The organism is Pseudomonas sp. MWU12-3088, from assembly GCF_023242405.1.
Taxonomy (GTDB): domain Bacteria; phylum Pseudomonadota; class Gammaproteobacteria; order Pseudomonadales; family Pseudomonadaceae; genus Aquipseudomonas; species Aquipseudomonas kribbensis.
Window position 1 is genome coordinate 717,334 of record NZ_JALJEA010000001.1, and the last position, 23,987, is coordinate 741,320.

The 23,987-nt window shown below is 59.6% G+C and carries 18 protein-coding genes; 8 read left to right on the forward strand and 10 right to left on the reverse strand.

Features of this window, described 5'->3' with window-relative positions; all coding sequences use genetic code 11:
- Positions 1–19 precede the first annotated feature (19 nt).
- Both M5B98_RS03305 and M5B98_RS03310 read right to left on the reverse strand, forming a co-directional pair.
- On the reverse strand, positions 20–3,805 hold the full coding sequence (locus M5B98_RS03305; protein WP_248741802.1) for a hypothetical protein: 3,786 nt from the start codon (positions 3,803–3,805) through the stop codon (positions 20–22).
- Positions 3,806–3,938: 133 nt separating this feature from the next.
- Positions 3,939–5,045, reverse strand: coding sequence for a PilT/PilU family type 4a pilus ATPase (locus M5B98_RS03310; protein ID WP_248741803.1), 1,107 nt, complete (start codon positions 5,043–5,045; stop codon positions 3,939–3,941).
- Between the two features lie 127 nt (positions 5,046–5,172).
- On the opposite strand from M5B98_RS03310, the gene M5B98_RS03315 reads away from it, so the two are divergent.
- Together M5B98_RS03315 and M5B98_RS03320 are read left to right on the forward strand one after the other, a co-directional pair.
- Positions 5,173–7,710, forward strand: a complete 2,538-nt coding sequence (locus M5B98_RS03315; protein WP_248741804.1) for a PAS domain-containing protein — start codon at positions 5,173–5,175, stop codon at positions 7,708–7,710.
- A 50-nt stretch (positions 7,711–7,760) separates the two neighbouring features.
- The gene (locus M5B98_RS03320) at positions 7,761–8,036 is read left to right on the forward strand and encodes a peptidylprolyl isomerase (protein WP_065260528.1); all 276 of its coding nucleotides are present in this window, start codon (positions 7,761–7,763) and stop codon (positions 8,034–8,036) included.
- A gap of 48 nt (positions 8,037–8,084) precedes the next feature.
- On the opposite strand, the gene M5B98_RS03325 is transcribed toward M5B98_RS03320, so the two are convergent.
- From M5B98_RS03325 to M5B98_RS03360, 8 genes are all read right to left on the reverse strand, one after another.
- Positions 8,085–9,020 (reverse strand): sugar kinase, encoded by a 936-nt coding sequence (locus tag M5B98_RS03325; protein WP_248741805.1) that lies wholly within the window; start codon positions 9,018–9,020, stop codon positions 8,085–8,087.
- Complete coding sequence (locus M5B98_RS03330; protein WP_248741806.1) at positions 9,020–10,240, reverse strand: amino acid deaminase; 1,221 nt, start codon at positions 10,238–10,240, stop codon at positions 9,020–9,022. The genes M5B98_RS03325 and M5B98_RS03330 overlap by 1 nt, the downstream gene beginning before the upstream one ends.
- Before the next feature lie 39 nt (positions 10,241–10,279).
- Positions 10,280–11,044 carry an IclR family transcriptional regulator gene (locus tag M5B98_RS03335; protein WP_134827127.1) on the reverse strand — a complete coding sequence of 255 codons (765 nt, stop codon included), beginning with the start codon at positions 11,042–11,044 and terminating at the stop codon, positions 10,280–10,282.
- 78 nt (positions 11,045–11,122) lie between these two features.
- Positions 11,123–11,512 (reverse strand): RidA family protein, encoded by a 390-nt coding sequence (locus M5B98_RS03340; RefSeq protein WP_217829772.1) that lies wholly within the window; start codon positions 11,510–11,512, stop codon positions 11,123–11,125.
- 31 nt (positions 11,513–11,543) lie between these two features.
- Positions 11,544–12,341 carry an amino acid ABC transporter ATP-binding protein gene (locus M5B98_RS03345; RefSeq protein ID WP_007960239.1) on the reverse strand — a complete coding sequence of 266 codons (798 nt, stop codon included), beginning with the start codon at positions 12,339–12,341 and terminating at the stop codon, positions 11,544–11,546.
- A complete protein-coding gene (locus M5B98_RS03350) occupies positions 12,338–13,000 on the reverse strand; it encodes an amino acid ABC transporter permease (RefSeq protein WP_248741807.1) in 663 nt (220 codons plus the stop codon). The genes M5B98_RS03345 and M5B98_RS03350 overlap by 4 nt, the downstream gene beginning before the upstream one ends.
- 9 nt (positions 13,001–13,009) lie before the next feature.
- Positions 13,010–13,672, reverse strand: a complete 663-nt coding sequence (locus M5B98_RS03355) for an amino acid ABC transporter permease (protein WP_059405928.1) — start codon at positions 13,670–13,672, stop codon at positions 13,010–13,012.
- Positions 13,673–13,723: 51 nt separating this feature from the next.
- Positions 13,724–14,572 carry a transporter substrate-binding domain-containing protein gene (locus M5B98_RS03360; protein WP_248740609.1) on the reverse strand — a complete coding sequence of 283 codons (849 nt, stop codon included), beginning with the start codon at positions 14,570–14,572 and terminating at the stop codon, positions 13,724–13,726.
- Positions 14,573–14,910: 338 nt separating this feature from the next.
- On the opposite strand from M5B98_RS03360, the gene M5B98_RS03365 reads away from it, so the two are divergent.
- The 6 genes from M5B98_RS03365 to M5B98_RS03390 all read left to right on the forward strand — a co-directional run bounded on the left by M5B98_RS03365 (position 14,911) and on the right by M5B98_RS03390 (position 23,937).
- On the forward strand, positions 14,911–15,342 hold the full coding sequence (locus M5B98_RS03365; protein WP_248741808.1) for a thioredoxin family protein: 432 nt from the start codon (positions 14,911–14,913) through the stop codon (positions 15,340–15,342).
- A gap of 176 nt (positions 15,343–15,518) precedes the next feature.
- Positions 15,519–16,673, forward strand: coding sequence for a non-hydrolyzing UDP-N-acetylglucosamine 2-epimerase (gene wecB, locus M5B98_RS03370; RefSeq protein WP_248741809.1), 1,155 nt, complete (start codon positions 15,519–15,521; stop codon positions 16,671–16,673).
- The gene (gene nrfB / locus M5B98_RS03375; protein WP_085710074.1) at positions 16,670–18,844 is read left to right on the forward strand and encodes a cyclic di-3',5'-guanylate-activated glycosyltransferase NrfB; all 2,175 of its coding nucleotides are present in this window, start codon (positions 16,670–16,672) and stop codon (positions 18,842–18,844) included. Before wecB ends, nrfB begins: the two co-directional genes overlap by 4 nt.
- Positions 18,841–21,999, forward strand: a complete 3,159-nt coding sequence (locus M5B98_RS03380; RefSeq protein WP_248741810.1) for an NfrA family protein — start codon at positions 18,841–18,843, stop codon at positions 21,997–21,999. The genes nrfB and M5B98_RS03380 overlap by 4 nt, the downstream gene beginning before the upstream one ends.
- On the forward strand, positions 21,999–22,877 hold the full coding sequence (locus M5B98_RS03385) for a DUF4434 family protein (protein ID WP_248741811.1): 879 nt from the start codon (positions 21,999–22,001) through the stop codon (positions 22,875–22,877). The genes M5B98_RS03380 and M5B98_RS03385 overlap by 1 nt, the downstream gene beginning before the upstream one ends.
- Entirely contained in the window at positions 22,861–23,937 is a 1,077-nt protein-coding gene (locus M5B98_RS03390; RefSeq protein WP_248741812.1) for a sensor domain-containing diguanylate cyclase, read from the forward strand. Before M5B98_RS03385 ends, M5B98_RS03390 begins: the two co-directional genes overlap by 17 nt.
- Positions 23,938–23,987 lie beyond the last annotated feature (50 nt).

Below are 23,987 nucleotides of genomic sequence, written 5' to 3' on the forward strand. Positions count from 1 at the left end.
GCTCCGCCTCAGGGGTAAATTACGCGGGTCGATTCAGGGTCAACAGCACCGGCTCGACGATCGCGCCGGTGTCAGTACTCTCAAGGTATTGCTCAAGGGTGTAGAGGTTGCGCTGATATTCGGCGTTGTCGGTGTAGTACTGATCGAGCAGAGAAACCACCAGCGCCAGCGAATCGGCATTCTCAATAGCCTTGCCGGCCGGATGGTATTGCGTCGCGGAGTCACTCTCGACCAGCGGGTGTTTGCCGTTGGCCAGATTCAGCAGCGGTGTCACATTCAATACCTGGTCGCCTGATCCTGGTTGTGCCACGTCGCGGGCGTAGCTGACATCCTCCGTCTGCGCCGCACCATGAAGCATTTCGTGAATCAGGTCATCCGCGACCACGTCATGGTTGTAGTCGTGGCCAATGAAGTGAGCATTCAGATTACGTGTGTGGATTTTCATGAACATCACCTTCGCCCTCTCACTGGCACTGGCTGCAACCCATTGCCGATAGAGCCCGGGATCGAAAGCAGCGATATTTCCGTTGTCCTTATGAGGGTCAAGGGCCATGTTGCTCAGGGAAAAGCCGTTGAAATCGGTACGGATCAATTTCAGGTATTTCAACACCCGATCAGTGGCATCAGACCGGTTGCTGCCCAGAAACGCTTTGCAGATAGATTCGAATTCTTTGCTGAAGTCATGGTCGCTGAGTGCCTTGATCGCGTTCTCTATCTTGGCCTTGGCACGTGGCAAACTTCTCTGGATGACCGCTCGGGTGTAACTGACCGGTAGTGTTTTATGAAAACGGTCTCCCCTGAAGGGCGCCACAAAGTTGAAATGATTCAACTTTGGCCCCCAGGGTTTACCGCTGCGGCTAAGGGCATACCAGTAAAAGTCCTCACGCGCGGCCAGCACCGTCATCGTTTCTACGCCGGTTGCTTTTGGTCGCCAGATCCCCTTCCCGGCTAAAGCGCCTCGGCCTGCCGAGACTGCAGTTTTCCGGGCTCCTCCGATATGCCTCATCTGAGACTGGGCCAGCGCGATAATTTCGTGCGCCTGTTGACTCAAACGCATTCCCCCCTTGTAAACCAGCTTGCCACTGCCGCGAAGGATGGAGGGCAGATCGTCCAGTGGATTGAAGATTGAAACCCCTGTGCCGATGATCAGCTTGGCGAGATATCCCAACTTGACGGACATACTGGTTGCCTTCGCCGAAATCGATGCAGCCGAAAAAGCGAAACCGGCAACGGCCCCCACCAATGCGATGACATCCATGGCACAACCATAGACTCCGTCCACCAGCCGATTGAACTCCCCGGAACTCAGGTCTTCCACGCACTTTTTGAACGGCACGGCGAGATCCACGATGTAGGTCGCGACGGCGTCACCTTGCGCTCGCTCCTTTTCTAGCGTCGTAGGCACGATTGCGGCTGCTTTCAACTGTTCGAATGTCATCAAGGGATGCCGGGATACGATCATCGCCGAGATTTGCTCAATCCTGGGATCAGAGAAGTTCTGGTATTCACTTTTTTTCGGGGTGGCAGGCGTGGCCGGCGTAGGCAATACAATCAACTTTTCAATGATCGCTTCGCTGCTGGTCACCCGAAAATCGTTCGCTACCCCCTCGATGTAACACTTGCGGTTGATTGGCAGACGCTCCTTGGGTGTTGGTGACTCTTCAGCGTTCAGGTCACCCTTGAAATCCACCCGTGCCGGAGCCTTGAGCTTCCCGCTTTGAACGATGAACTTGCCCAAATGATCATTTCGATGGATTTCGCCGCGCAAGGTAAACAGCTCGTAGCAGGCGAGTTTGCCGCCATGGGAGGCGCACATGACAATGCCGAAGCGCCCTGTGACCGCATCTTTATTCGCTTGAGTCTCCCAGGATGCCTTGTGGGCTTGCCCCTCCCCTAACGGAATGGTTCGGGTCATTACCGCTGAATCACGCACGGTAAAAAACGTCAGTTCACCGCGCAGTACATCTTGCAGTTCGAAATAGGACAACCGCGACAATGCCAATTTGAGCGTGGTGGTCAGTGCTGTGTTCAACTCATCCAAATAACCACGCAACTGTCGATGAAACTCGACATCGTTGTCTGTCAACAGCAGTAATGACGGAAAGCGACGGTAAAGACTTTCGACCTTGGGATCATAAAGGGCCGGGCGCCCGCTTCCGTCGACCTGACTCAACAGATCGGGGGCCTTGCTATCGGGAAAAACGGCACGAAAATCCCATTCCTGCCTCCTCAAATCGCCAGACATATGCAAGTCGACCATGGACATTTTTGTGGGCGAAGCGTAAAGCCCCGGTCGCTGTTCCAGCACTGGTTTGTGCAAAAAATCACAGTCTGGAACCGCTGTTTCCAGTGCGGCCTGCGCAATAGCTTTGCGATCAGGCATGGGTGTGGAAAAGGCGACGCTGACCTGCGAGAAGTTCGCCACATAGCTTTGATAGGCAACAACTGCTCGTTGTGTGGTTGCGTTTTCGGATTGACGCAGTTCAGCGTCGGTGATGACGCCGTTGATCAGTGCCCAGTCAACGATCGGATCGATCAATGCCAGCGCGTGCACATCAGCCAGCGCCTTGCTGATGGGTTCCAGCTCTGCATAGGCCATGATCTGTGGGTAAGTCATCATCCGGGCCGCGCCTCCGGAGACCGCTTCGACCAACGCCACGCCACGACAGTAGGCAACCCATTCAAGCGATCCGATTGTCAGGGACGCAGGAACCTGTCTGACAATGAATTCCGGGGCAATCTGTGCCAGACACATGTGGATGGCCAGCGGTGCCGCATCGTGACTGACCCATTTGTTGGCGACCATATGATCGCGCAAACCTTCCAGGACAATTGCCGAAGGTCTGCCAAGGTGACCTGGCGAATACATCTCATAGGATCCGATGGCCTTTCTATTTAGCGCTTTACCGATGAAAGGATTGATATCGAGCAACATGGCAGTTACCAATAGTTGCCCCAGAGCTTCCTGTCCGACAGGTTCACTGAGCCAGTCAAGTTGCCGCAGACAATCTCGAGCCCACTCCTGAGAGCTCGCGTGTTCGATTACTTGCTTCAACAACATGGCGGCATTGTCGTGCAGTGCACTACCGGAACCACTCTCGCGCAACAGGTGATCCAATAATCTGGTGTCTTTCGGGAGTTTCCGGAGCGTGCACTGCCTGATAGCCGTCCATTGTTCACTGGACAAGACAATCAATGCTTCGTCGTCCGTTACAAGCTGCGACCAATAATTGCCAAACTCATCGACTTCTGGAAAATTAAACTCGAAACATCTTGTTAAATTCCTGAGTTCTTCGATATTTGCCGGCACATCGAAGCCATGAAACTTAAGCCATTGATCAACGATGATTTCTCTGTCTGTCCATATATACCCGCCTGCCTCTTTGGCGAATTCCACCAGGATCGCCAACGAGTCCTGGCCAGACCGGAAACTCCTGAAATAACCCAGCTCGACAAAATCCAGCCAGCCAATATCGCTCGACATTTCCAGCTTGCCGGTTTCGGTCACACAAATGACTGCATCGGGTTTAATAGCTTCTTGAACCCTGGCACTGCGTAGCGGGACGGTTTGCAATAATTGCGACAATAACGCACTGCCTGGTGCGTAAACATCATCCAGTGAAGAGTTCTTCACCAGTTCTATCTGATAATCCCAGCCGAGTATCTGCTCATTTTCTTTGTGATTCGCTACGCACTCCTTCAACTTGGCGATTACTTGTTCACGTTCCCTCGCATCTGCAGCACTACGCTGTTTCTCATCTTTCTCCGGCGCATATTTGTCGGACTTTCGTACATCAAAATTCATGCTTTTCTCTCAATAGATATCAATGCCTGCCTCGCCGGAGCGATAGTACTTTCAACAAGCAAATCTTCCAGCCGATATCTATTAACTAACATTTCATGCCGAGATCATTACCGCCAGACGAACAGTGCAAACACTAATCAACCAACCCCCACTCCCCGGTTGCAGGCCCCGTAGCATCCTGCTGAAGCTCCAGTTTAAAACGCAATTTCAAATTATTGATTGAATCCGCATGTTTAAGTGCTTCCTGCGCACTGATGACGCCCTCTACCACCAGCTTGTAAAGTCCATCATCGAACGTCTGCATACCCAGTTCGCCGGATTTTTCCATGATGTCTTTCAATGCGCCCAACTCGTTTCGCCGGATAAGGTCGCCGATGGTTGGCGTCCCCAGCATGACCTCAACGGCAGCTCGACGCTGTCCATCGATGGTGCGCACAAGACGTTGCGAGACAAAGGCTTTCAAATGGTTTCCCAGTGCATGCAACAGTTGCGGCCGGCGCTCTTCGGGAAAGAAATTGATGATCCGGTCCAGCGCCTGATTGGCGTTGTTGGCGTGCAACGTCGACAGCACCAGATGCCCGGTTTCGGCAAATGACAACGCCTGCTCCATGGTCTCGCGATCACGGATCTCGCCAATCAGCACCACATCCGGTGCCTGGCGCAAGGTGTTCTTCAGCGCAGCATGGAAACTGCGGGTGTCGACACCTACCTCACGCTGGTTGATGATCGAACGTTGATGTCGATGGATATACTCGATCGGGTCTTCGACCGTGACAATATGCCCGCTGCTGTGTCGATTGCGATGATCGATCAGCGCCGCCAATGAAGTGGACTTGCCCGAGTCGGTAGCGCCGACGAACAGGATCAGCCCCTGTTTGAGCATCACCGCTTCCAGCAACACGGGGGGTAACTTGAGATCTTCGAAGCGCGGAATGTCGAGTTTGACGTTACGAATCACGATCGACACGTCATTGCGTTGTTTAAAGATGTTGACCCGAAAGCGGCCGATCCCGGTGCGGGAGATTGCCAGGTTCATTTCCAGCTCCCGGTCGAACTCCCGGCGTTGTTCGGCGTCCATCAGGGACGCGGCGACAGTTGCCACCTCACCGGGCTTGAACGGTTGTTCGCCCAGAGGCGTCAGCACCCCGTCAAACCGCGCGCTCGGCGGTGCGCCCGTGGACAGGAACAGATCCGAGCCGTGTCGGCTCGCCAGTTGTTTGAGCAGTGCATCGATTTCCATGGCCAGTAACACCCGCGAAGCTTTCAATGAACACAAGACCGTGCGTCGTGACGCGACGGGTCTTACAGCGTCTACCGCACTAGGATAGTAGACGCCGCCTCACCGACCGACGCTCAGGACTGATGTGATGAACGCTGTACCGAACACCAACGACGCCCAGGCATTGATCGCCCGCACCGACTGGAGCCGCAGCCCGCTCGGCAGCGCCGGCACCTGGCCGCAGAGCCTGCGCACCGCGGTGGACATCGTGATTCACTCACCGATGCCGATGCTGCTGTTGTGGGGTCCGCAGCTTACCCAGATCTATAACAACGGCTTCGCGGTACTGGCCGGCAACAAGCATCCACACGCTTTCGGACAGCCGGCGCACCAGATATGGCCTGAGCTTCGAGACTTTACCGACCCGATTTACAGCGCCGTCCTACAAGGCCAGGTGCGAACCTACAGCGAGCGACGCTTCACCCTGCAACGAGACGGCAAGGAATCCGACTTCTGGCTGGACCTGACTTACAGCCCGATTCGCGACGAAAGCGCGCGAGTCGCCGGCATTCTGGTCACTGCCATCGAAACCAACGAGCGCCGGCGCATCGCTCTGGAACTCAAGCAGCGTTCCGAAGAGAGCCTCAAGGCGCAAAAACAGACCGAGGAGCGCCTGCAACTGGCGCTGGCGGCCACCGACGCGGTCGGCACCTGGGACTGGGACATCGGTCAGGATCGCTTCATCGCCGATGCGCACTTCGCCCAGTTGCACGGGGTCGACCCGGCTCTGGCCAGCCAGTTGCCGATCAGTGAATACCTGCACGGCGTGCACCCCGAAGACCGTGCGCTGATCGCCCGCAGCATCAAACATTGCATCACCCATGGCACCGAATACGCCGAGGAATATCGCCTGTTGCAGGCCAATGGCGACGTACGCTGGGTCTTTGCGCGCGGACGTTGCTACAAGGATCATCACGGGCGGCCAATGCGCTTTCTCGGCGCAGCGCTGGACCTGACCGAGCGCAAACACACCGAGCAGGCCCTGCGCCAAAGCCAGACCGAGTTGCAGCTGATCATTAACGCGATGCCGATCCTGATCAGCTATGTCGACCGCGAAGAGCGTTTTCGCCTGAACAACGCCGCGTACCTGGACTGGTACGGGCTGACCCCGCAGGAGCTGTACGGTCGCACGATCCGCGAAGTGATCGGCGAAGAGTCCTACTTTCTGCGTGCCCCGTACATCGCCGAAGCCCTGGCCGGCCGCCCTTGCTCGTTCAGTCTTTACACCCCCCATCGCGATGGCACTCAACGCCACGCCTTGATGAACTACCTGCCACGTCACGGCCCGGACGGCGCGGTGAACGGTTTCTACATCTTCGTGATCGACGAGACCGAACGCAAAAAGACCGAAGAAGCCCTGCGCAACCTTAATGAAACCCTTGAGGAACGCGTCAGCGCGCGTACCGAGCAACTGGCCCAGGCCAACCAGCGTTTGCAGAACGAAATGTTCGAACGCGAACGCGCCGAAGACGCGCTGCGTCACGCGCAGAAAATGGAAGCGGTCGGCCAGCTCACCGGCGGCATCGCCCATGACTTCAACAACATGTTGACCGGGATCATCGGCAGCCTCGACCTGATGCAACGCTACATCGCCAGTGGCCGCGCCGATGAGATCGGCCGGTTCACCGACGCGGCCGTGTCATCGGCCAATCGCGCCGCGGCGTTGACCCACCGCTTGCTGGCCTTTTCCCGCCGCCAGTCGCTGGATCGCAAGACTCTTAACGTCAATGAACTGATCCATTCGCTGGAAGACCTGATCCGCCGCACCAAAGGCGACCCGATCGAACTGACCTTGCGCCTGGCCGACAACGTCTGGCCCGTCAGTACCGATGTGAGCCAATTGGAAAACGCCCTGCTCAACCTGGTGATCAACGCCCGCGACGCCATGCCGGATGGCGGCGAGCTGCTGATCGAAACGGCCAACGTTTATCTCGACGGTAACGACATCACCACCCTCGAGCCGGTCAAGGCCGGTGATTACCTGATGCTGGCGGTGAGCGACAACGGCACCGGCATGACGCCCTCGGTGCGCTCGAAAGCCTTCGATCCGTTCTTCACCACCAAGCCGATTGGCCAGGGCACCGGGCTCGGGTTGTCGATGATTTATGGCTTTGCCCAGCAATCCGGCGGGCACGTCAGCCTCGACAGCCTGCCGGGCCAGGGCACCTGCGTACGCCTGTACTTGCCTCGCCTGCATTCTCTGGTGGCGGAACCGGTGGTAACGGAAGAAACAACGCAGACACCCGCCGTCGCGACCGGCGAAACCGTGGTAGTGGTCGAGGATGATCCGGCGGTGCGCATGCTGGTCATGGACCTGCTCAAGGAGCTGGGTTATCGCGCCCATGAGGCCGAGGACGCCAAGGGTGCCCTGCCGTTGCTGGAATCCGACCTGCGTGTCGACCTGCTGGTGACCGATGTCGGGCTGCCGGGCATGAACGGCCGGCAACTGGCGGAAATCGCCCGCCAGCACCGTCCGGGGCTCAAAGTGCTGTTCATGACCGGCTATGCGCAGAAAGCTGCCGAGCGTCAGGGCTTTCTGGAGGACGGCATGGACATGGTGGCCAAGCCGTTCTCCATTGATCTTCTGGCTGGCAAGATCCGTACGATGATCAGCCAAAACCCGTGACTTGAGGCATAATCCGCGCCCCGCCGTCACCCCGCTACAGGTATTGCACGATGAAAGCCCAAGCCCGCCACATTCTGGTCAAGACTGCCGATGAGGCCGAAAAACTCAAACAACGCATCGCCAACGGTGAAGCGTTCGATGTGCTGGCGAAGAAGTTTTCGACCTGCCCGTCCGGCAAGCGCGGCGGCGATCTGGGTGAAGTGCGGCCGGGACAGATGGTCGGCGCCATCGACGCGGTGATCTTCAAAAAACCGCTGCGCACGGTGCACGGGCCGATCAAGAGCAAGTTCGGCTATCACCTGGTGCAGGTGTTTTTCCGCGACTGATCCGGTGCCCTGAAGGCGCAGCTTCGGCAGCGCCTTCAGGGATCGGATTCACTCCCTGGGGATCAGTGCTCCAGGCACTTGAATCACCCGACTCGCCAACCGATGCCCCGCCTCCGCCGCCTGCGCAGGACTGGCGCCTGACAAGCGACTGGCCAGATACGCCGCACTGAACGAATCCCCCGCCGCCGTGGTGTCCACCACCTTCTCGACCTTCTGTGCCGGCACTTCGAACGCTTCTCCGTCGCAACGGATCAGACAGGCTTCGGCACCGCGCTTGAGCACCACTTCCGGCGTGCCGATCTGCGCGTACGCTTCAAACACCGCATCACAGTCTTCGAAATGAAACAGCGCCTGCTCGTCGTCCACTGTCAGCAACGCCAGATCGACATGGGGCAAGACGCTGCGATACGCCGCCCGTGCCTCTTCCACCGAGGCCCACAGCCGTGGCCGGTAATTGTTGTCGAAGACGATTCGCGCATCGCGCTGGCGGGCTTCAATCAAGGACTCGATCAGTTTCTCCCGACCCTTCACACCGAGCACCGCCAGCGTGATACCACTGAAATACAGCACGTCGTAATCCGGCAGCGCTGCCAGAATCGGCGCAGCCGCCGGGGTAGTGAAACAGTCGCGAACGGCCGCCTCGTTGCGCCAGTACAGAAAGCGCCGCTCTCCGGCAGCGTCGGTCTGGATGCAATACAGACCCGGCAAACGACCGGGCAAGCGCTGAACCAGATCCAGGCCAATGTTTTCAGCTGCCCAACTGCGGCACATGGCGTCACTGAAGCTGTCGTCGCCCAGCGCAGTAACGTAGTCCACCTGCGCCTTGTCACCCATGGCGCGGGACAGATAGACCGCCGTGTTCAGCGTGTCGCCGCCGAAACTCTGTTGCAGGCTGCCGTCGGCACGCTGCTGAAGCTCGATCATGCATTCGCCGATCAGGGCTATGCGCGGGGTGTTCGGCCCCAATGGACTGAGCGTGTTCATCAGAAACAGGTTTCCATGGTTTCGATCACCGACAGCTGCTCGTCCACCAGCAGCCCCACGCGCCACTTGTCGAAGGTAAGGCATGGGTGCGAAGTGCCGAAGGAAATGATGTCGCCCACGCGCAATTCCACGCCCGGCGCCACGGTCATGAACGCGTGCTGATCCATCACCGCCGTCACCTTGCAGGCACCGACATCCTCGCCCACCGCCGGCACCACGCCGGCCTTGTAGCGCAGCAACGGCACCGGCATCCCGGCATCGAACGCCACGTCACGCTTGCCCAAGGCAATCACGGCAAAGCCCGGTTCCGGCATTGACTGCACGTGAGCCCAGACTTCCAGCGCCGGGCGCAGGCCTTCGTGCAGATCACTGCGACGGTCGAGCACGCAGCACTGAGCCTCCTTGTAGATGCCATGGTCATGGGCCACATAACTGCCCGGGCGCAACACGCTGAGGAAGCGACCGCCAGCGTTCTGTGCTTCGAACGATTCGGCGATCAAGTCGTACCAGGCCGAACCCGACGCGGTGATGATCGGTTTGGCGATGGCGAACGCGCCGCTGTCTTGCAATTGCACCGCCAGTCGCACCAGCGAGGCGGCGAATTCACGGATGCCGCTGACAGCGTGATCGCCGTGGATCACGCCTTCGTAACCTTCGATACCGGTCAGGGCCAGCGCCGGTTGTGCGCCGATGGCCTTGGCCAGTTCGATGACTTCCTGCTCAGTCCGGCAACCGCAACGGCCGCCGACCACGCCGTACTCGATCATCACGTTCAGGCGCACGCCGCGCGACGCGAAGTAAGCGCCCAGATCGGCGACGTTGTCCGGATGATCGACCATGCAATAGAAATCGAAACCCGAATCGGCCGCGAGCAGATCGGCAATCAACGCCATGTTCGGCGTACCGACCAGTTGGTTGGCCATCAACACCCGACGAACGCCATGGGCGTAAGCGGCACGGGTCTGGGTGGCACTGGCCAGGGTGATGCCCCAGGCGCCGGCGTCGAGCTGACGACGAAACAGCGCCGGGGTCATGCTGGTCTTGCCGTGGGGCGCGAGTTCGGCGCCGCTGTCGCTGACGAATTTCTGCATCCAGCGGATGTTGTGTTCCAGCGCTTCGCGGTGCAGCACCAGCGCCGGCAGGCTGATGTCACGCACCAGTTGCGCGCCAATGGCGGCATCACCCTTTTCCACGGCAGCAGTGTTGTTGGCAGTCGTCATGGTCGAACTCCTCACAGTCGCGTCCGCTGGCGGGCGCGGTTATTCGTTGATACGCCGGGCGAGGCTGTTGGCGCTCTCGATCAGAACCCGGCGATAGTCGTTGTAGTTGGTCTTGGCATCGGCGCGCGGTGCGACGATGCACAGGGTGCAGATGGCCACGCCGCTCGGGTCTTTGACCGGGGCGGCGAAGCAATGGGTAAAGGTGTCGGCGACACTGTCGAACGAGAAGAAACCGTCGATGCCGGCCTGACGGATTTCCTTCAGAAACGTCTCCATCGGCAGGCGTTCGCCATCCGGCAGGATGAAGTCGTCAGGGTCGATCAGGTCGCTGATCTGCTGGTCACTCAAATGCGCCAGCAGCAGGCGCCCGGAGGCAGTCCAAGGGATCGGTGCGTTTTCACCAATATCGGAGGAAATGCGGAAATGTCGCTCGCCCTCCTTCATCAGCGCCACCGTGTATTTGCGCCCGTTGAGCAGGCACATCTGCGCGGTTTCCCGGGTCTGGCTGACGATCTCCTGCAACGCATGATCGGCCTCGCGACTGAGGTCGAAATGACGCAAATGCGCCTGACCGAGAAAGTACAACTGACGACCGAGATAGACGTGACCGTCCTTGCCCACGGGCTCCAGAATCCGCCGTTCGAGCAGCGACGCCACCAGTTCGTAGACCGTGGATTTCGGGCTGCCGATGCCGTTGGCGATGTCGTTCGGACGAAGCGGCTGGCCGATTTCCTTGAGGAAATCGAGGATATCGAACGCCCGGTCCAGACCGCGTGCCCGGCGCTTGATGGTGTCTTCGGTCATTTCAGTGGTTCCCATTCAAAGTGCCGGGAGTTTATCGCGAAAGATCGCTCCCACGCTCTGCGCGGGAGCGGTCAACACTCAAGCCTTTTTCTTGTACGCAATGCAGTCGATCTCGACCTTGCAGTCGACCATCATGCTCGCCTGCACACAGGCCCGGGCCGGTGCGTGTTCAGGCTTGAAGTACTCGCCGAAGACTTTGTTGAAACTGCTGAAATCCCGCGGATCGTCCAGCCACACCCCGGCACGGACCACGTCTTCCAGGCCATAACCGGCCTCTTCAAGAATCGCGATCAGGTTCTTCATGGTCTGGTGCGTCTGCTCGACGATGCCGCCCACAATGATCTCGCCATCCACCGCCGGCACCTGACCGGAAACGTGCAGCCAGCCATCGGCCTCGACTGCGCGGGCGAATGGACGTGGCTGGCCGCCAGCGGCGGTGCTGCCGGTGCCGTAACGCGTAATGTTCATGGGTGTTTCTCCTGATTGAAAAAGTGAAAAGTCAGAACCGCGTGCTTTTGAGAAATTCCGCCAGCCGCGGCGATTGCGGACGCTCGAACAGTTCCTTGGGAGGCCCCTGCTCTTCGATGCGTCCCTGATTCATGAAAACGATCTTGTCCGAGACCTCGAAGGCAAAACGCATTTCGTGGGTCACCAGCAACATGGTCATGCCGTCCTCGGCCAGGCCCTTGATCACGTTCAGCACTTCACCGACCAGTTCCGGGTCGAGGGCCGAGGTGACTTCGTCGAACAGCATCAGGCTCGGGTTCATCGCAATTGCCCGGGCAATCGCCACGCGCTGCTGCTGACCACCGGACAACTGACCGGGAAAGTGATTGCGCCGCTCCAGCAGGCCGACCCGCTCCAGCCATTTTTCGGCCAGGACCACGGCTTCGTCCTTGTGCATCTTTTTGACTTTCAACAGTCCGAGGGTGACGTTCTGCAACGCGGTGAGGTGCGGAAACAGGTTGAACTGCTGGAACGCCATGCCGGTCATCGCCCGATGGCGGGCGATGACTTTTTCCGGGTGCCGCACGCGTTTGCCGTTGAGTTCGTCATAGCCGATGGATTCGCCGTCGAGCAGGATCTGCCCGCCCTGGAATTCTTCCAGCATGTTCACGCAGCGCAGCAGCGTGGTCTTGCCCGAGCCGCTGGAGCCGATCAGCGTCACTACGTTGCCGCGCTGCATGCTCAGGTCGACACCCTTGAGCACTTCGACCGCGCCGTATTGCTTGTGCAAGCCACGGATGTCCAGCAGGGGCTGGCCGTTCTGGACGTTGGAAACTTGAGCTTGAGTCATGGCAGGGCCACCCGCTTTTCAATGTGCCGGCCGAGTAATTCGATGCCGTAGTTGATGACGAAGAACAGAAAACCGGCGAACAGATAAAACTCCAGGGTCATGAACGTCCGGGCGATGATCTGCTGGGTACTGAGCAACAGCTCGGCCACGCCGATCACCGACAGCAAGGTCGAAGCCTTGACGATTTCCGTTGACGAGTTGACCCAGGTCGGCAGGATCTGCCGCAACGCCTGAGGCAACAACACGTAACCGAGGGACTGATAGAACGTCAGGCCGATGGCCTTGCCGGCTTCCATCTGCCCGCGTGGCAATGCCTGCAACGCACCGCGCACGATCTCGGCCACGTGGGAGCCGCAAAACAGCGTCAGACCCAGGGCGCCGGCCTGAAACGCGCTGATCTGCCAACCGAGCGCCGGCGCCATGTAGAAGCAGGCCAGCACCAGCACGAACACCGGGGTGCCGCGAATCAGATCGACATAAAAGCGGAACGGCGCGCGCATCCAGAACTTGCCGTAGGTCAGAATCAGCCCGGCAAATACGCCGATGACTGTGCCGAACAGAATCGCCAGCGCCGACACCTGCACGCTGGTCAGAAAGCCTTGCCACAAGGCTTCGCGGGCAATCCACAACTCATGCAACCAACTGGGGGATTCGTACATCGCAGCCTCCTATCGGCGGATCGCCAGACGCTGCTCGAGGTAACGCAGCAGCATGGCAATGAGGTAACAGGCCGCGACATACAACGCCGTGGTCACCAGCCAGGTTTCGATCACCCGGTAGCTCTCGACGTTAATTTTGCGCGCGTAATAGGTCAGCTCCGGCACCGCAATCGCGGCGGCCAGCGAGGTGTCCTTGAACAGCGAAATGAAGTTGTTCGACAGCGCTGGCAGCACGTTGCGCAACATCACCGGGACCGTGACGTAGGCCTTTACCTGCCATTCGCCCAGACCGATGGCGAGCCCCGCTTCGCGCTGGCCCTTGGGGATGCTCAACAAACCACCCCGGAACACTTCGGTCAGATACGCCCCGGCGTACAACGACAGGGTGATGATGAACGACGGAATCTTGTCCAGCCGAATACCGAGACTAGGCAACGCAAAGTAGATCAACAGAATCAACACCAGGATCGGCGTGTTACGGATCACCGTCACATACACCGATGCCAGCACCCGCAAGGCGCGATGCTTCGACAGCAAGGCAAACGCCATCAGCAGGCCGATCACGCAGCCGATGGCGATCGACACCAGCGCCAGCTCAAGGCCCAGACCGAGCCCCGCCAGCAAGGTGTCGAAATCGCGCCACACGGCGGCAAAGTTCAACTGATAGTTCATGGTTGGCAGTACCTTGAGCGGGGCGCATCAGGGCGCCCCACTCTCACGGGATCATTTGAATTCGACTGGGAAACCGATGGCGGGCGATGGCAAGTCAACGCCGAACCATTGCTTGAAGGACGCCGCGTAAGTCGGGAACTCAACGCCGGTCATGGCTTCATGCAGGGTGGTGTTGACGAAGTTCAGCCAGTCCTGATCGCCACGTTTGACGGCGCAGGCGTAGGTCTGCGGGCTCCAGGCGTAGGTCGGGCTGCGATAGCGGCCAGGGTTCTGCACCATCAGGTATTTGACCGAGGACTGGTCGGTGGCGGCGGCATCGGCGCGGCCCGAGTTCACGGCCTGATACATCAGATCGACGCTGTCGTACTGGTCGACCTTGGCCTTGGGCAGTGCCTGGTGCACCAGCTCCTCGGCGTACACGTTCTGCAGCACTGCAACGGTCACACTGTCGCCGGCGGCCTGCAGGTCTTCGATTTCCTTGTACTTGCTGTTGTTCGGCAGCAGCAGGCCGACACCTTCGCGGTAGTACGGCAGGGTGAACGCCACTTGCTGCGCGCGGCTGGCAGTAACAGTGATGAACTGGCAGCTCATGTCGACCTTGTCGGTCAGCAGGTTGGGAATCCGCGCATCGGACGACTGCACCACGAACTCGACCTTGTTCGGGTCATTGAACAGCCCCTTGGCCACCATCCGGGCGATGTCGATATCAAAGCCCTGCAACTTGCCGTCCGCGCCCTGGAAGTGCCACGGCGCATTGGTGCTGCCGGTGCCCACGATCAGTTTTCCACGGGCCAGGACGCTGTCGAGCTTGCTGTCAGCCGCCTGGGCCATACCCACGACAGCGGACGAAGCCGCGAGAACAAAAACACACGCTTTGAACAAGGATGGTCGGCGATGCATGGCAAGCACTCCAGAGGATTGTTTATTCCGCTATACCGGAACTCGGTTTGTTACTACGGAATAGACAGCAGAAAGTGTGCCACGGGATTCGAGGGGAATCAGCAATGGATCGAAATTTGTTTTGAATCAAAGGGATAAAAAGAAGGATGAAGCCTGTGTTACGCGAGGTGTCATTACACCGCGCTACCGTTGGCTACACACGACGAGTATTCGGGCCACATATCGGTGCGCGGTGCACAAAAAAATGTGCTCGGCACCTGTCAACTCTGACAGTTGCGACAGTGACCGCTGCCCCTTTAACGTCGTGACGTCTTGTACATCGAATAAAGGAGGCTCCAATGACAACTCCGACTCGATATTCAGCGTTGCCCCCGACGTACCGGAAGGTCTTGAAAGCCAGGCGCCTCGTCGTCCTGTACTTCTTCAACGAGCATTGCGGTGCCTGTGTGTTTTCCGGTCCCGTTTTTCTCGAGATCGCCAAGCCTTTCCGGCCCCGGATGGATATCTTCATGCTCGATACCGCACAGTCGTGTCGACATCCGGATGTCACGGGCACTCCGACGGTGTTGTTTTACAAGGAAGGCGTACTGGTCAAAAAACTTAAAGGCATCGGTACGGATGAATCCCTCCTGCAAGACTTCTCCCAATTCCTCGGCAAAACCAGATATCCCGCCCCGCCACGCAAACCAGCCCATGACCTGAGCTGGCTTCGCCACACCCTGCGTACCCTCTGCACCATCCCCCGCGCAAAACGATGGAACTTTTCCTGAAAGTGCCACCTAAGAGCCATCAGGTAATGGCACTTTCGTTCCAATTGATCTGTAACAACTAGCCTCGAGGCCGGATTGGACAAGCTCCCATCCGGCTGCTTTTCTTTATTTCTCAGAAAGAGATAGGTGCTGTTGGCCAATCGGCCGCGGCCTTGCTTCGTCCCAGGAGGGGTCTAATGTCCTTTAACGTCATGATGGTTTTCGGTACTCGCCCGGAGGCCATCAAAATGGCCCCTTTGGCCCGGGTTCTGCGTCAGTGGCCCGACATCAAACTCAACATCTGCTCGACCGGCCAGCATCGGGAGATGCTCAAGCAAGTGCTCGACGCGTTCGAACTGACGGTCGATGAAGACTTGCAAGTCATGACCCAGGGCCAGACCCTCAACGGTCTCTCGCAACATCTGCTTGCACAACTCGATCAGGCCTACGAACGGGTCAAACCGGACATCGTGCTGGTACACGGCGATACCACCACCAGCTTCATCGCCGCCCTCGCCGCCTTCAATCGCCAGTTGCCGATCGGCCACGTCGAGGCGGGTCTGCGCACAGGTAACCTGCGCGCGCCCTGGCCGGAAGAAGCCAACCGGCGTCTGACCGGTGTCATCGCCGACCTGCACTTTCCGCCAACCGGCAAGGCCGAAGCCAATCTGCTGCGCGAAGGCGTACCGCAGGACAACATCGAAATCACCGGCAACACCGTGATCGATGCGCTGCTGTGGATGCGCACGCACCAGCAGCAAAGCCAGTGGCGTCCGGCGGCGGATTCCCCGTTGTCGGTGCTCGACGACAGCCGTCGCATGGTGTTGATCACCGGGCATCGCCGGGAGAATCTCGGCGACGGTTTCCAGAACATCTGCCAGGCCCTGGCCGATCTCGCCCTGCGCTACCCGGATGTGCAATTTGTCTACCCGGTACACCTCAACCCGCAGGTGCAAAGCGCGGTGTACGGCATGCTCGCCGACAAACCCAACATCTATCTGGTCGCCCCTCAGGATTACCCGAACTTCGTCTGGCTGATGGGCCGTGCGCACTTCATCCTGACCGACTCCGGCGGTGTCCAGGAGGAGGCTCCGGCCATCGGCAAACCGCTGCTGGTATTGCGTGAGGTCACCGAACGCCCCTCCGTGCTCGAGGGCGGCACGGTATTGCTGGTGGGCACCGACACCGCGAAGATCGTCAAGGAAGCCAGCCAGTTGCTCGATGACGAAGCAACCTACCAACGCATGAGCCGCGTCCACAGCCCCTACGGTGACGGCCACGCCAGCGAACGCATCGCCAAACGCCTCCACGCCTGGCTGAGCGCACGCTCGGCGGCGGGTAACGGGGTATGAGTCTGGGTTGGGTCGACTTCTTTGCGTATGTGCTGTTTGGTCTGAAGTATGTGGCGATCATCCTCGCCCTGCTGATGTTCATCCTTGGCCTCGATGACCTGTTCATCGACCTCGTGTACTGGAGCCGCAAGTTCATCCGGCGCTGGCGGATCTACGAGAAATTCAAACGTGCCGACGAGGAACGCCTGTACTCGATTCCCGAGAAGCCGCTGGCGATCATGGTGCCGGCGTGGAACGAAGTCGGCGTGGTCGGCGAGATGGCGCGCCTTGCCGCGTCCACTATCGACTATGAGAACTACCAGATTTTCGTCGGCACCTACCCCAACGACGCCGAAACCCAGGCCGATGTCGACGCGGTCTGCCAGCACTACCCCAATGTGCACAAAGTGGTGTGCGCCCGACCGGGCCCGACCAGCAAGGCCGACTGCCTGAACAACATCATCGACGCGATCCTGCGCTTCGAGAGCGAGGCGAAAATCCAGTTCGCCGGGTTCATCCTGCATGATGCCGAAGACGTGATTTCGCCGATGGAATTGCGCCTCTACAACTACCTGCTGCCGAACAAGGACCTGATCCAGATTCCGGTCTACCCCTACGCACCGGAGTGGAAAGGCTTCACCGCCGGCCACTACGTCGATGAGTTCGCCGAAAACCACGGCAAGGACGTCATCGTGCGCGAGGCCCTCACCGGCCAGGTGCCGAGTGCCGGGGTCGGCACGTGCTTCAGCCGTAAAGCCATCAGCGCCCTGCTGGAAGACGGCGACGGCATTGCCTTCGATGTGCAGAGTCTCACCGAAGACTACGACATCGGTTTCCGCCTCAAGCAGAAAGGCATGAAATGCATCTTCGCCCGCTACTCGGTCAGCGATCCGAAACTGGCGCTGGAACAACCCTGGGTGTTCGGGATGAACCGCGAGTTCTCCCAGGTGATCTGCGTACGTGAACATTTCCCAAGGGACCTGCAACATGCGATCCGGCAGAAATCGCGGTGGATCGTCGGCATCGTGTTCCAGGGCACCAAGAACCTCGGCTGGAGCCGCAAGGGTCTGCTCAATTACTTCCTGTGGCGTGACCGTCGCGGCTTGATCGCCTACCTGCTGAGTTTTCTGGTCAACCTGCTGTTCCTGGTGCTGCTGGCGATGTGGGCGGTCACGGTGATTTCCCCGGACTCGTGGCGCTATCCGTCGATCCTCGCCGACAGCTCGTTGCTTTCGGTGCTGCTGTGGCTCAACGGCTTGATGCTGTTCAACCGTCTGTTCCAGCGTGGCTGGTTTGTCACTCGTTACTATGGATTGGTGGAAGGTCTGTTGTCGGCACCGCGCATGATGTGGAGCAACTTCGTCAATTTCTTCGCCAACCTGCGCGCCCTGCGTCAAGTGATGGAGATGGGCGACTCGCGGCGCGTAGCCTGGGACAAGACCACCCACGAATTCCCGGCACTGACCAAGGCGCAACGTACCCCGCTCGGCCATCGGCTGGTGGAAAAAGGTCTGCTGACCGAAGAGCAACTGGAAGCAGCGATTACCAGCCCCGTACGCCGGCGCCTGGGACGCGAATTGCTGCTGCGCGAATACATAGACAGCACACAACTTGTGCAAACCCTTGCCGAACAGCTGGATCTGGAATGGGCACCGCTCAATCCGTTCAAGCTCGACAAGCGCCTGATCGATGCCGTGCCGCGCCGGGTCGCATCGCACTACGGCGTGCTGCCGGTGGCCGAAGAAGGCGACACCCTGATTCTGGCCTCCGAAGGCCCGGTCAGTCAGGTCTCGCTCGGTGCCATCAGCCGTCAATTGAAACGCCCGGTGCGTAGCCGTCTGGCACCCCAGGGCCGCGTCACGTTGGGGATTCGCTACTGGTACGCCAGTCCCCGCCAGAATGAGGAAGTGCGTCATATGCTCGAAGTGCTTGAGCGCCATCAGGATGATGAAGCCTTGCTGGAGCGGGTCAGCCGCCATCAGGTGCTGCTGGGCAATCTGTTGCAAGTACGCGGCATGGTGCCGCCGACTCTTTTCAATCAGGCACTGATCGACTTTGACGCCGAGCAGATGTCGCTCGGCGAACACCTGATTTCCCGGGGCATGATCACCCAGGAAGTCCTGGAACAGGCCTTGGCCGACCAGGCCAGCGAACAGCAAGCCGCCTACCGCATTGTCCGGGAGGTCGCATGAAGCCTGTGCATCGTCACACCCTGCTGATGGGCAGCCTGTTGCTGGGCCTGAGCACCGCGTATCCGCTACAGGCTGCGCCGCTGAGCGACTTCGAGCAGTTCCGCAGCTATCCCTACATGGACCGCAGTTACCGCGAAGCGAAAAAGGGCAACTGGAAAGAAGTCGAGCGTCTGATGCGCCACTTGCTGGAAAAAGTCCCGAAAAACGACGAGGCCCGGGCACTGCTGGTTGAATCGCTGGCCAAACAACGCCGTTACAAAGACGCGATGCAAGCGTTGCCGGCAAACAGCGACGCCCTTCTTGATCTGCGCCTGACCTGGATCGAACAGGATCCCCCCACCAGCACTCAGGTAGAAAGCTGGATGGCCACCAGCAGCCTGAATGACCGCGTGCGCCTGTGGCAGGCCTACAGTCTGAGCCTTGCCAAGTTCGGCGGCGCGGCCAAGGCTCACGACTGGCTGGCGCAACTGTCGCCCAAGGGTGATGACAACATCCTGCGTCTGGCTCGGGCCAACTGGTCGGAGCAACTGCGCGACTGGAGCGGCACCATCGATCAGCTCGCACCGCTCGCCGCCCGCAAACAGCTGGATACCGAGGGCTGGCAACGTCTGGCCAATGCCTATGTCCAGCGCCTCGACGAGAAACCGCTGCAACAACTGCTGCAACAGGCCCCGAGCCCGGAGGCTGCCCGCAAAGTCCGTCTGGCGATGGTCGACCGCGCCATCGCCATGGGTCACGAACAACAGGCACAACGCTGGATTCAGTCGTTGCCGGACTCCGATCTGGCCGACCCGGCACAACGCCAGCGCCTGTGGGAACTGGCGCGCAAGACCGAAGACGTGCCGACCGTACAGCGGTTGAGCAACGACCTGCAGCGTCCTTGCCTGGAGACCGCCGAATGGTTGTCGCGCCAGGATCCGGAAGCAGCGCTCAAGCAATTTCGCGGTTGCACACCTGACGACGACCCGCAAACCTGGCTGATACTCGCCCAGCGTCTGCAAGCCACCGACCTGTTGCAAACCACCCGACTGCCGCAGCCGTGGGACAGTCGCCGTCAGGAGCAAATCTTGAATGTCTGGCAGGATCAGGGGCGCAGCGACAAGGTTGATGCGTGGCTGGCCGGCCAGACGCAAACGCCTGAAATCGTCAAACGTCGGGCAGAACTGTCGCAACGCATGGGTCGCATGACGGAAGCCCAGACCTTGTGGGAGCTTCACTACCGGCAGACCGGCAATCTGAATTCACTGAATCAGGCCACGTATCTGGCGGTAAACAATGGCGATCGCGCACAGGCGCAACAGTTGCTCGAAACCGCGTTCGACCGTCATCAAGGGCGCTTGCCGGCCACTGCACTCCAACGTCTGGCCGGGCTTTATGCAGCTTCGAAAACCACAACACCGGAACAACAACGGCGCATGGCTTCGTTGCTCACCCATGTGGATGGCGCCACCCGTGGTCAGTTACTCGCGCAACTCGCAGAAAATGGCCAGTGCAATGCCGTTCAACAAGCCATTGGCAACCACCCGCAAGTCGCAGGCGATTATCGCGCTTTGGGTCGGTGTGCAATGCCGGATCGACCGGGCGAAGCGGTCGTGTATTACCAGCAAGCGGAAAAACTCGGTGACCGCAGCGGCCGGCTGCCGCTGGCCTACGCTCTCGAAGCCGCTGGTGATTCCGCAGGAGCGCTGGCCATCTGGCGCAGCATTCCCGCAACGGAACTGAGCGATAACGCCCGCCTCACCGCCAGCCGCAGTGCGCTGAATGCCGGTGACAGCCAGACCGCCGAACGCTACTGGCAGCAAAGCACCACGCGTGGCGCCAATGAATGGGCCCTCGGTGCAGCCATCGCCGATGCCCGTGGCGATCATGCCCAGGCGCTTGAGCGTCAGCGCAAAGCCTTGCAACAAGCGCCGGACGCCGGGCATTTCTACGCAGCGTCGGTCACCGCACAAAAGGCCGGTGACTTGCCGCAAAGCACCGCATGGCTGGCCGAGGCCGTCCGCCGCGATCCGAATAACCCGCGTTACCGCGCCGACTACGGCATGCGCCTGGCAGGCGCCGAGACCCGCGAAGAACGCGCCACCGCAATCCCCTATCTGCAACAGGCCACCCGTGACTTCCCGGAGGATTACCGACTCGGCGAAACCCTGGCCTGGCGCTACGACGAAGTGGAAGACAGCGCCTCGGCCCGCAAGGAACTGCGCCGGGTGATAGATCTGGAACAGAACCCGGTGGCCGCCGACGACGAGGATGGCAGCATGGAGGCGCGCCGCTACCGTCAGCGCCGTGCCCACGAAACCCTCTCCCGCCGCGACAGCCGCACAATTGCCAGCACCTGGTCACCGGCCGGGGTTTCCACCAATGACTTCGTGCGCCCGGACGAAAGCAAAGGTTCGCGTCGCCACGCCGATTCGCAAAACGTGCAGTTGGCGATGTGGGATCACGCCCTCGGCGATGAACCGAGCCGCGCCGGTAGCACGCTGTCGGTGTATGGCCGGGTCCTGCTTGGTGGGCAGGGTCGCTCCCGTTACGCCGAATCCCTCGCCGCCGGTGTCGGTCTGCGCTACAAGCCGTGGGGCACGCAGAACATCAACTTCTACGGTGAGATCTACAAACAGAGCCAGTTCAACGATGACGACAACCACAGCCTGAGCCTCGGCCAGATGCTGGTGCCGGAAAAACTGCTGGATCAGATCAACGATCACCGCCAGGACGGCCACACCACCACCGACTACCTGTTGCGCGCTACGGCCTCGTTCCTCGATCAGGGCAAGTACCGCAACGACTGGCGCGTCGACGAAAACGATTGGGACGAACGCTTCCTCTACCTCGACGCCGCCTGGTGGACCAAGGCCGGCGATCACCAATGGTTGTCACGATTCCAGCAAGGGCATGCCTGGAAGCTGCCGAACAGTGGCGCCCAGACAATCATGCCTTACGGCTTCCTCGAATTTGCCAGCCAGGATCCGAGCAACGACTGGCGCCAGGACCTGCGTACCGGTGTCGGTCTGCGTTGGCAATGGTGGTACGACGAAGACCGCTACAACGCCTACCGCTCGAAACTGACGGTACGCACCGAATATCAACAGTCGCTGGGCGGCAATCTGTATGAAGGCGGCAACGGTGTGCTGCTGGGCGTGGAGTGGAATTTCTGATGGCTCGATGGATGTTGTGTTTCTTCCTGCTGCTGGGTGCGACTCTCGCACGGGCCGATGAGCGTGTGTTCTATCAGCCGCTGAATGTCGATGCCGGCCTGACCCAGGCGCAGTGGCAGAAAGTCTGGCAGGACACGGCTCGGCAAGGTGCCCGGACTGTGATCGTGCAATGGACTTCGTACGGTGACTCGGACTTTGGCGGCGCCAATGGCTGGCTCGCCAACAGCCTGAAACTCGCCCGACAGCAAGGCCTGCAACTGGTGCTCGGGCTGTCGATGGACCCGGCGTACTACAAACGCATCGACGAACTGGACAGCGCCGGCCTCGGCGCCTACTGGCAGGCGCAACTGGGACAATCGCTGGCGCAGCAACAGAAGTTGCGCCTGGAATGGAAACTGCCGGTCAGCGGTTGGTATCTGCCACTGGAACTGGATGACTTGCACTTTCTGGCAGCCGACCGGCGGGCAACGCTCCAACGCCAGCTGAAGGATTTCGCAGCAAAACTGGATGCGCCGCTACATGTCAGCGCCTTCAGTGCCGGCAAGCTTGCCCCGACAGTCAACGCCCAATGGCTGGGCGATCTGACAGCCGCCGGCGCGCAGGTCTGGTGGCAGGACGGCGCGGGTACCGGACGCCTGCCAGTGCTGGTGCGCAACGGCTATGCCAGCGCACTGCCCTGCTCCGTCGGCATCGTGCGTGAAGCGTTCCGCCAGGTCAGCCGTGAAGGCGAGGCTTTCCGTGCCGAGCCGGCAACCCCGGATGCCACCTCCACCGGCTGTCATCAAAGTGCAGTGTTTTCCCTGCGATACCGACCGTGGGGACAGGTGATTCTCGACAACCAGCGCAAGCACCCGGGCAGCAATGTACAAAACCATTGAAGACGAAGTCCTGAAGCGAACCGCACCCGCCGAGCTGTGGGACGAGTTCATCCAGCATGAGTTCGAGCGGCTGCATTCGTTCTGCCTGCTGATCTATCTGGCCAGCATGGGCATCTGGCTGGCCTTCGACCTGATCGTCAGTTTCCTCGGCGATCAGGGCTTCACCTGGCGTTCGATGATCTTCATCGCTGCGTTTGCGGTGCTCGCCGTGGTGTTGATGTTCACGCGCAAGGCTCGCCACTTCGACTGGCTTAACCTGACCTTCGTGTTCCTCATCACCCTGGGCATACGGCTGGTGATCGACGGCTTGCCGCCGACGTTTCACGGCATCTGGCTGGTGCTCGCTGCCGCCACCACGCTTTACAGCGCCTCCGTGCTGCCCCTCAGTCGCTGGTCGTTCTTCGGCGCGCAAGTCGTCACCTGGCTGATACTCAACCCCTTCATGGGGACCGGTATCGGCCTGCTGGAACTCAAAGGCGTCATGACCATCGCCTACAGCGTGTTTCTCTGTGCTTTGACGATCTATACGTTTTTGAAACTGCGCGAGACCAAGCTCTACAACTACATCATGTCCAAGCTGTTGCTGGATCAGGCCTACAACGACACCCTGACGGAAATCCCCAACCGCCGCTCGTTCATGACCCGCGCCGAAAAGAGCCTGCAAGCAGCGCCTCGCGAGCACGACCATTACCTGGCGATGATCGACATCGACAACTTCAAGAAAGTGAATGATGTGTACGGCCACGACATCGGCGATGAAGTGCTCAAGCGGATCGCAGCAGACATCAAAGCGGTAATGGCACCGTTCGAATACGCGCGACTGGGTGGCGAGGAGTTTGCAATTTATCTGGCGGGCGTTCGCCGCGAGGACGTCGAGGCATTGGCCGGTGAGCTGTGCCGGGTGGTGCGTGAGCAGACCACCCGGCACCCGGTGACCATCAGCATCGGAGTGGCCCGGGTCGAGGATGGCGACACCCTCAACCAGGCCCTGATCAAGGCTGATGAAGCGCTGTATGAGTCAAAGCACACCGGAAAAGACCGGTATACCTTTCATGAGTAACCACCACGCTTTACCTCGATGGACACAAATGGATAATGGCAGACCGATAA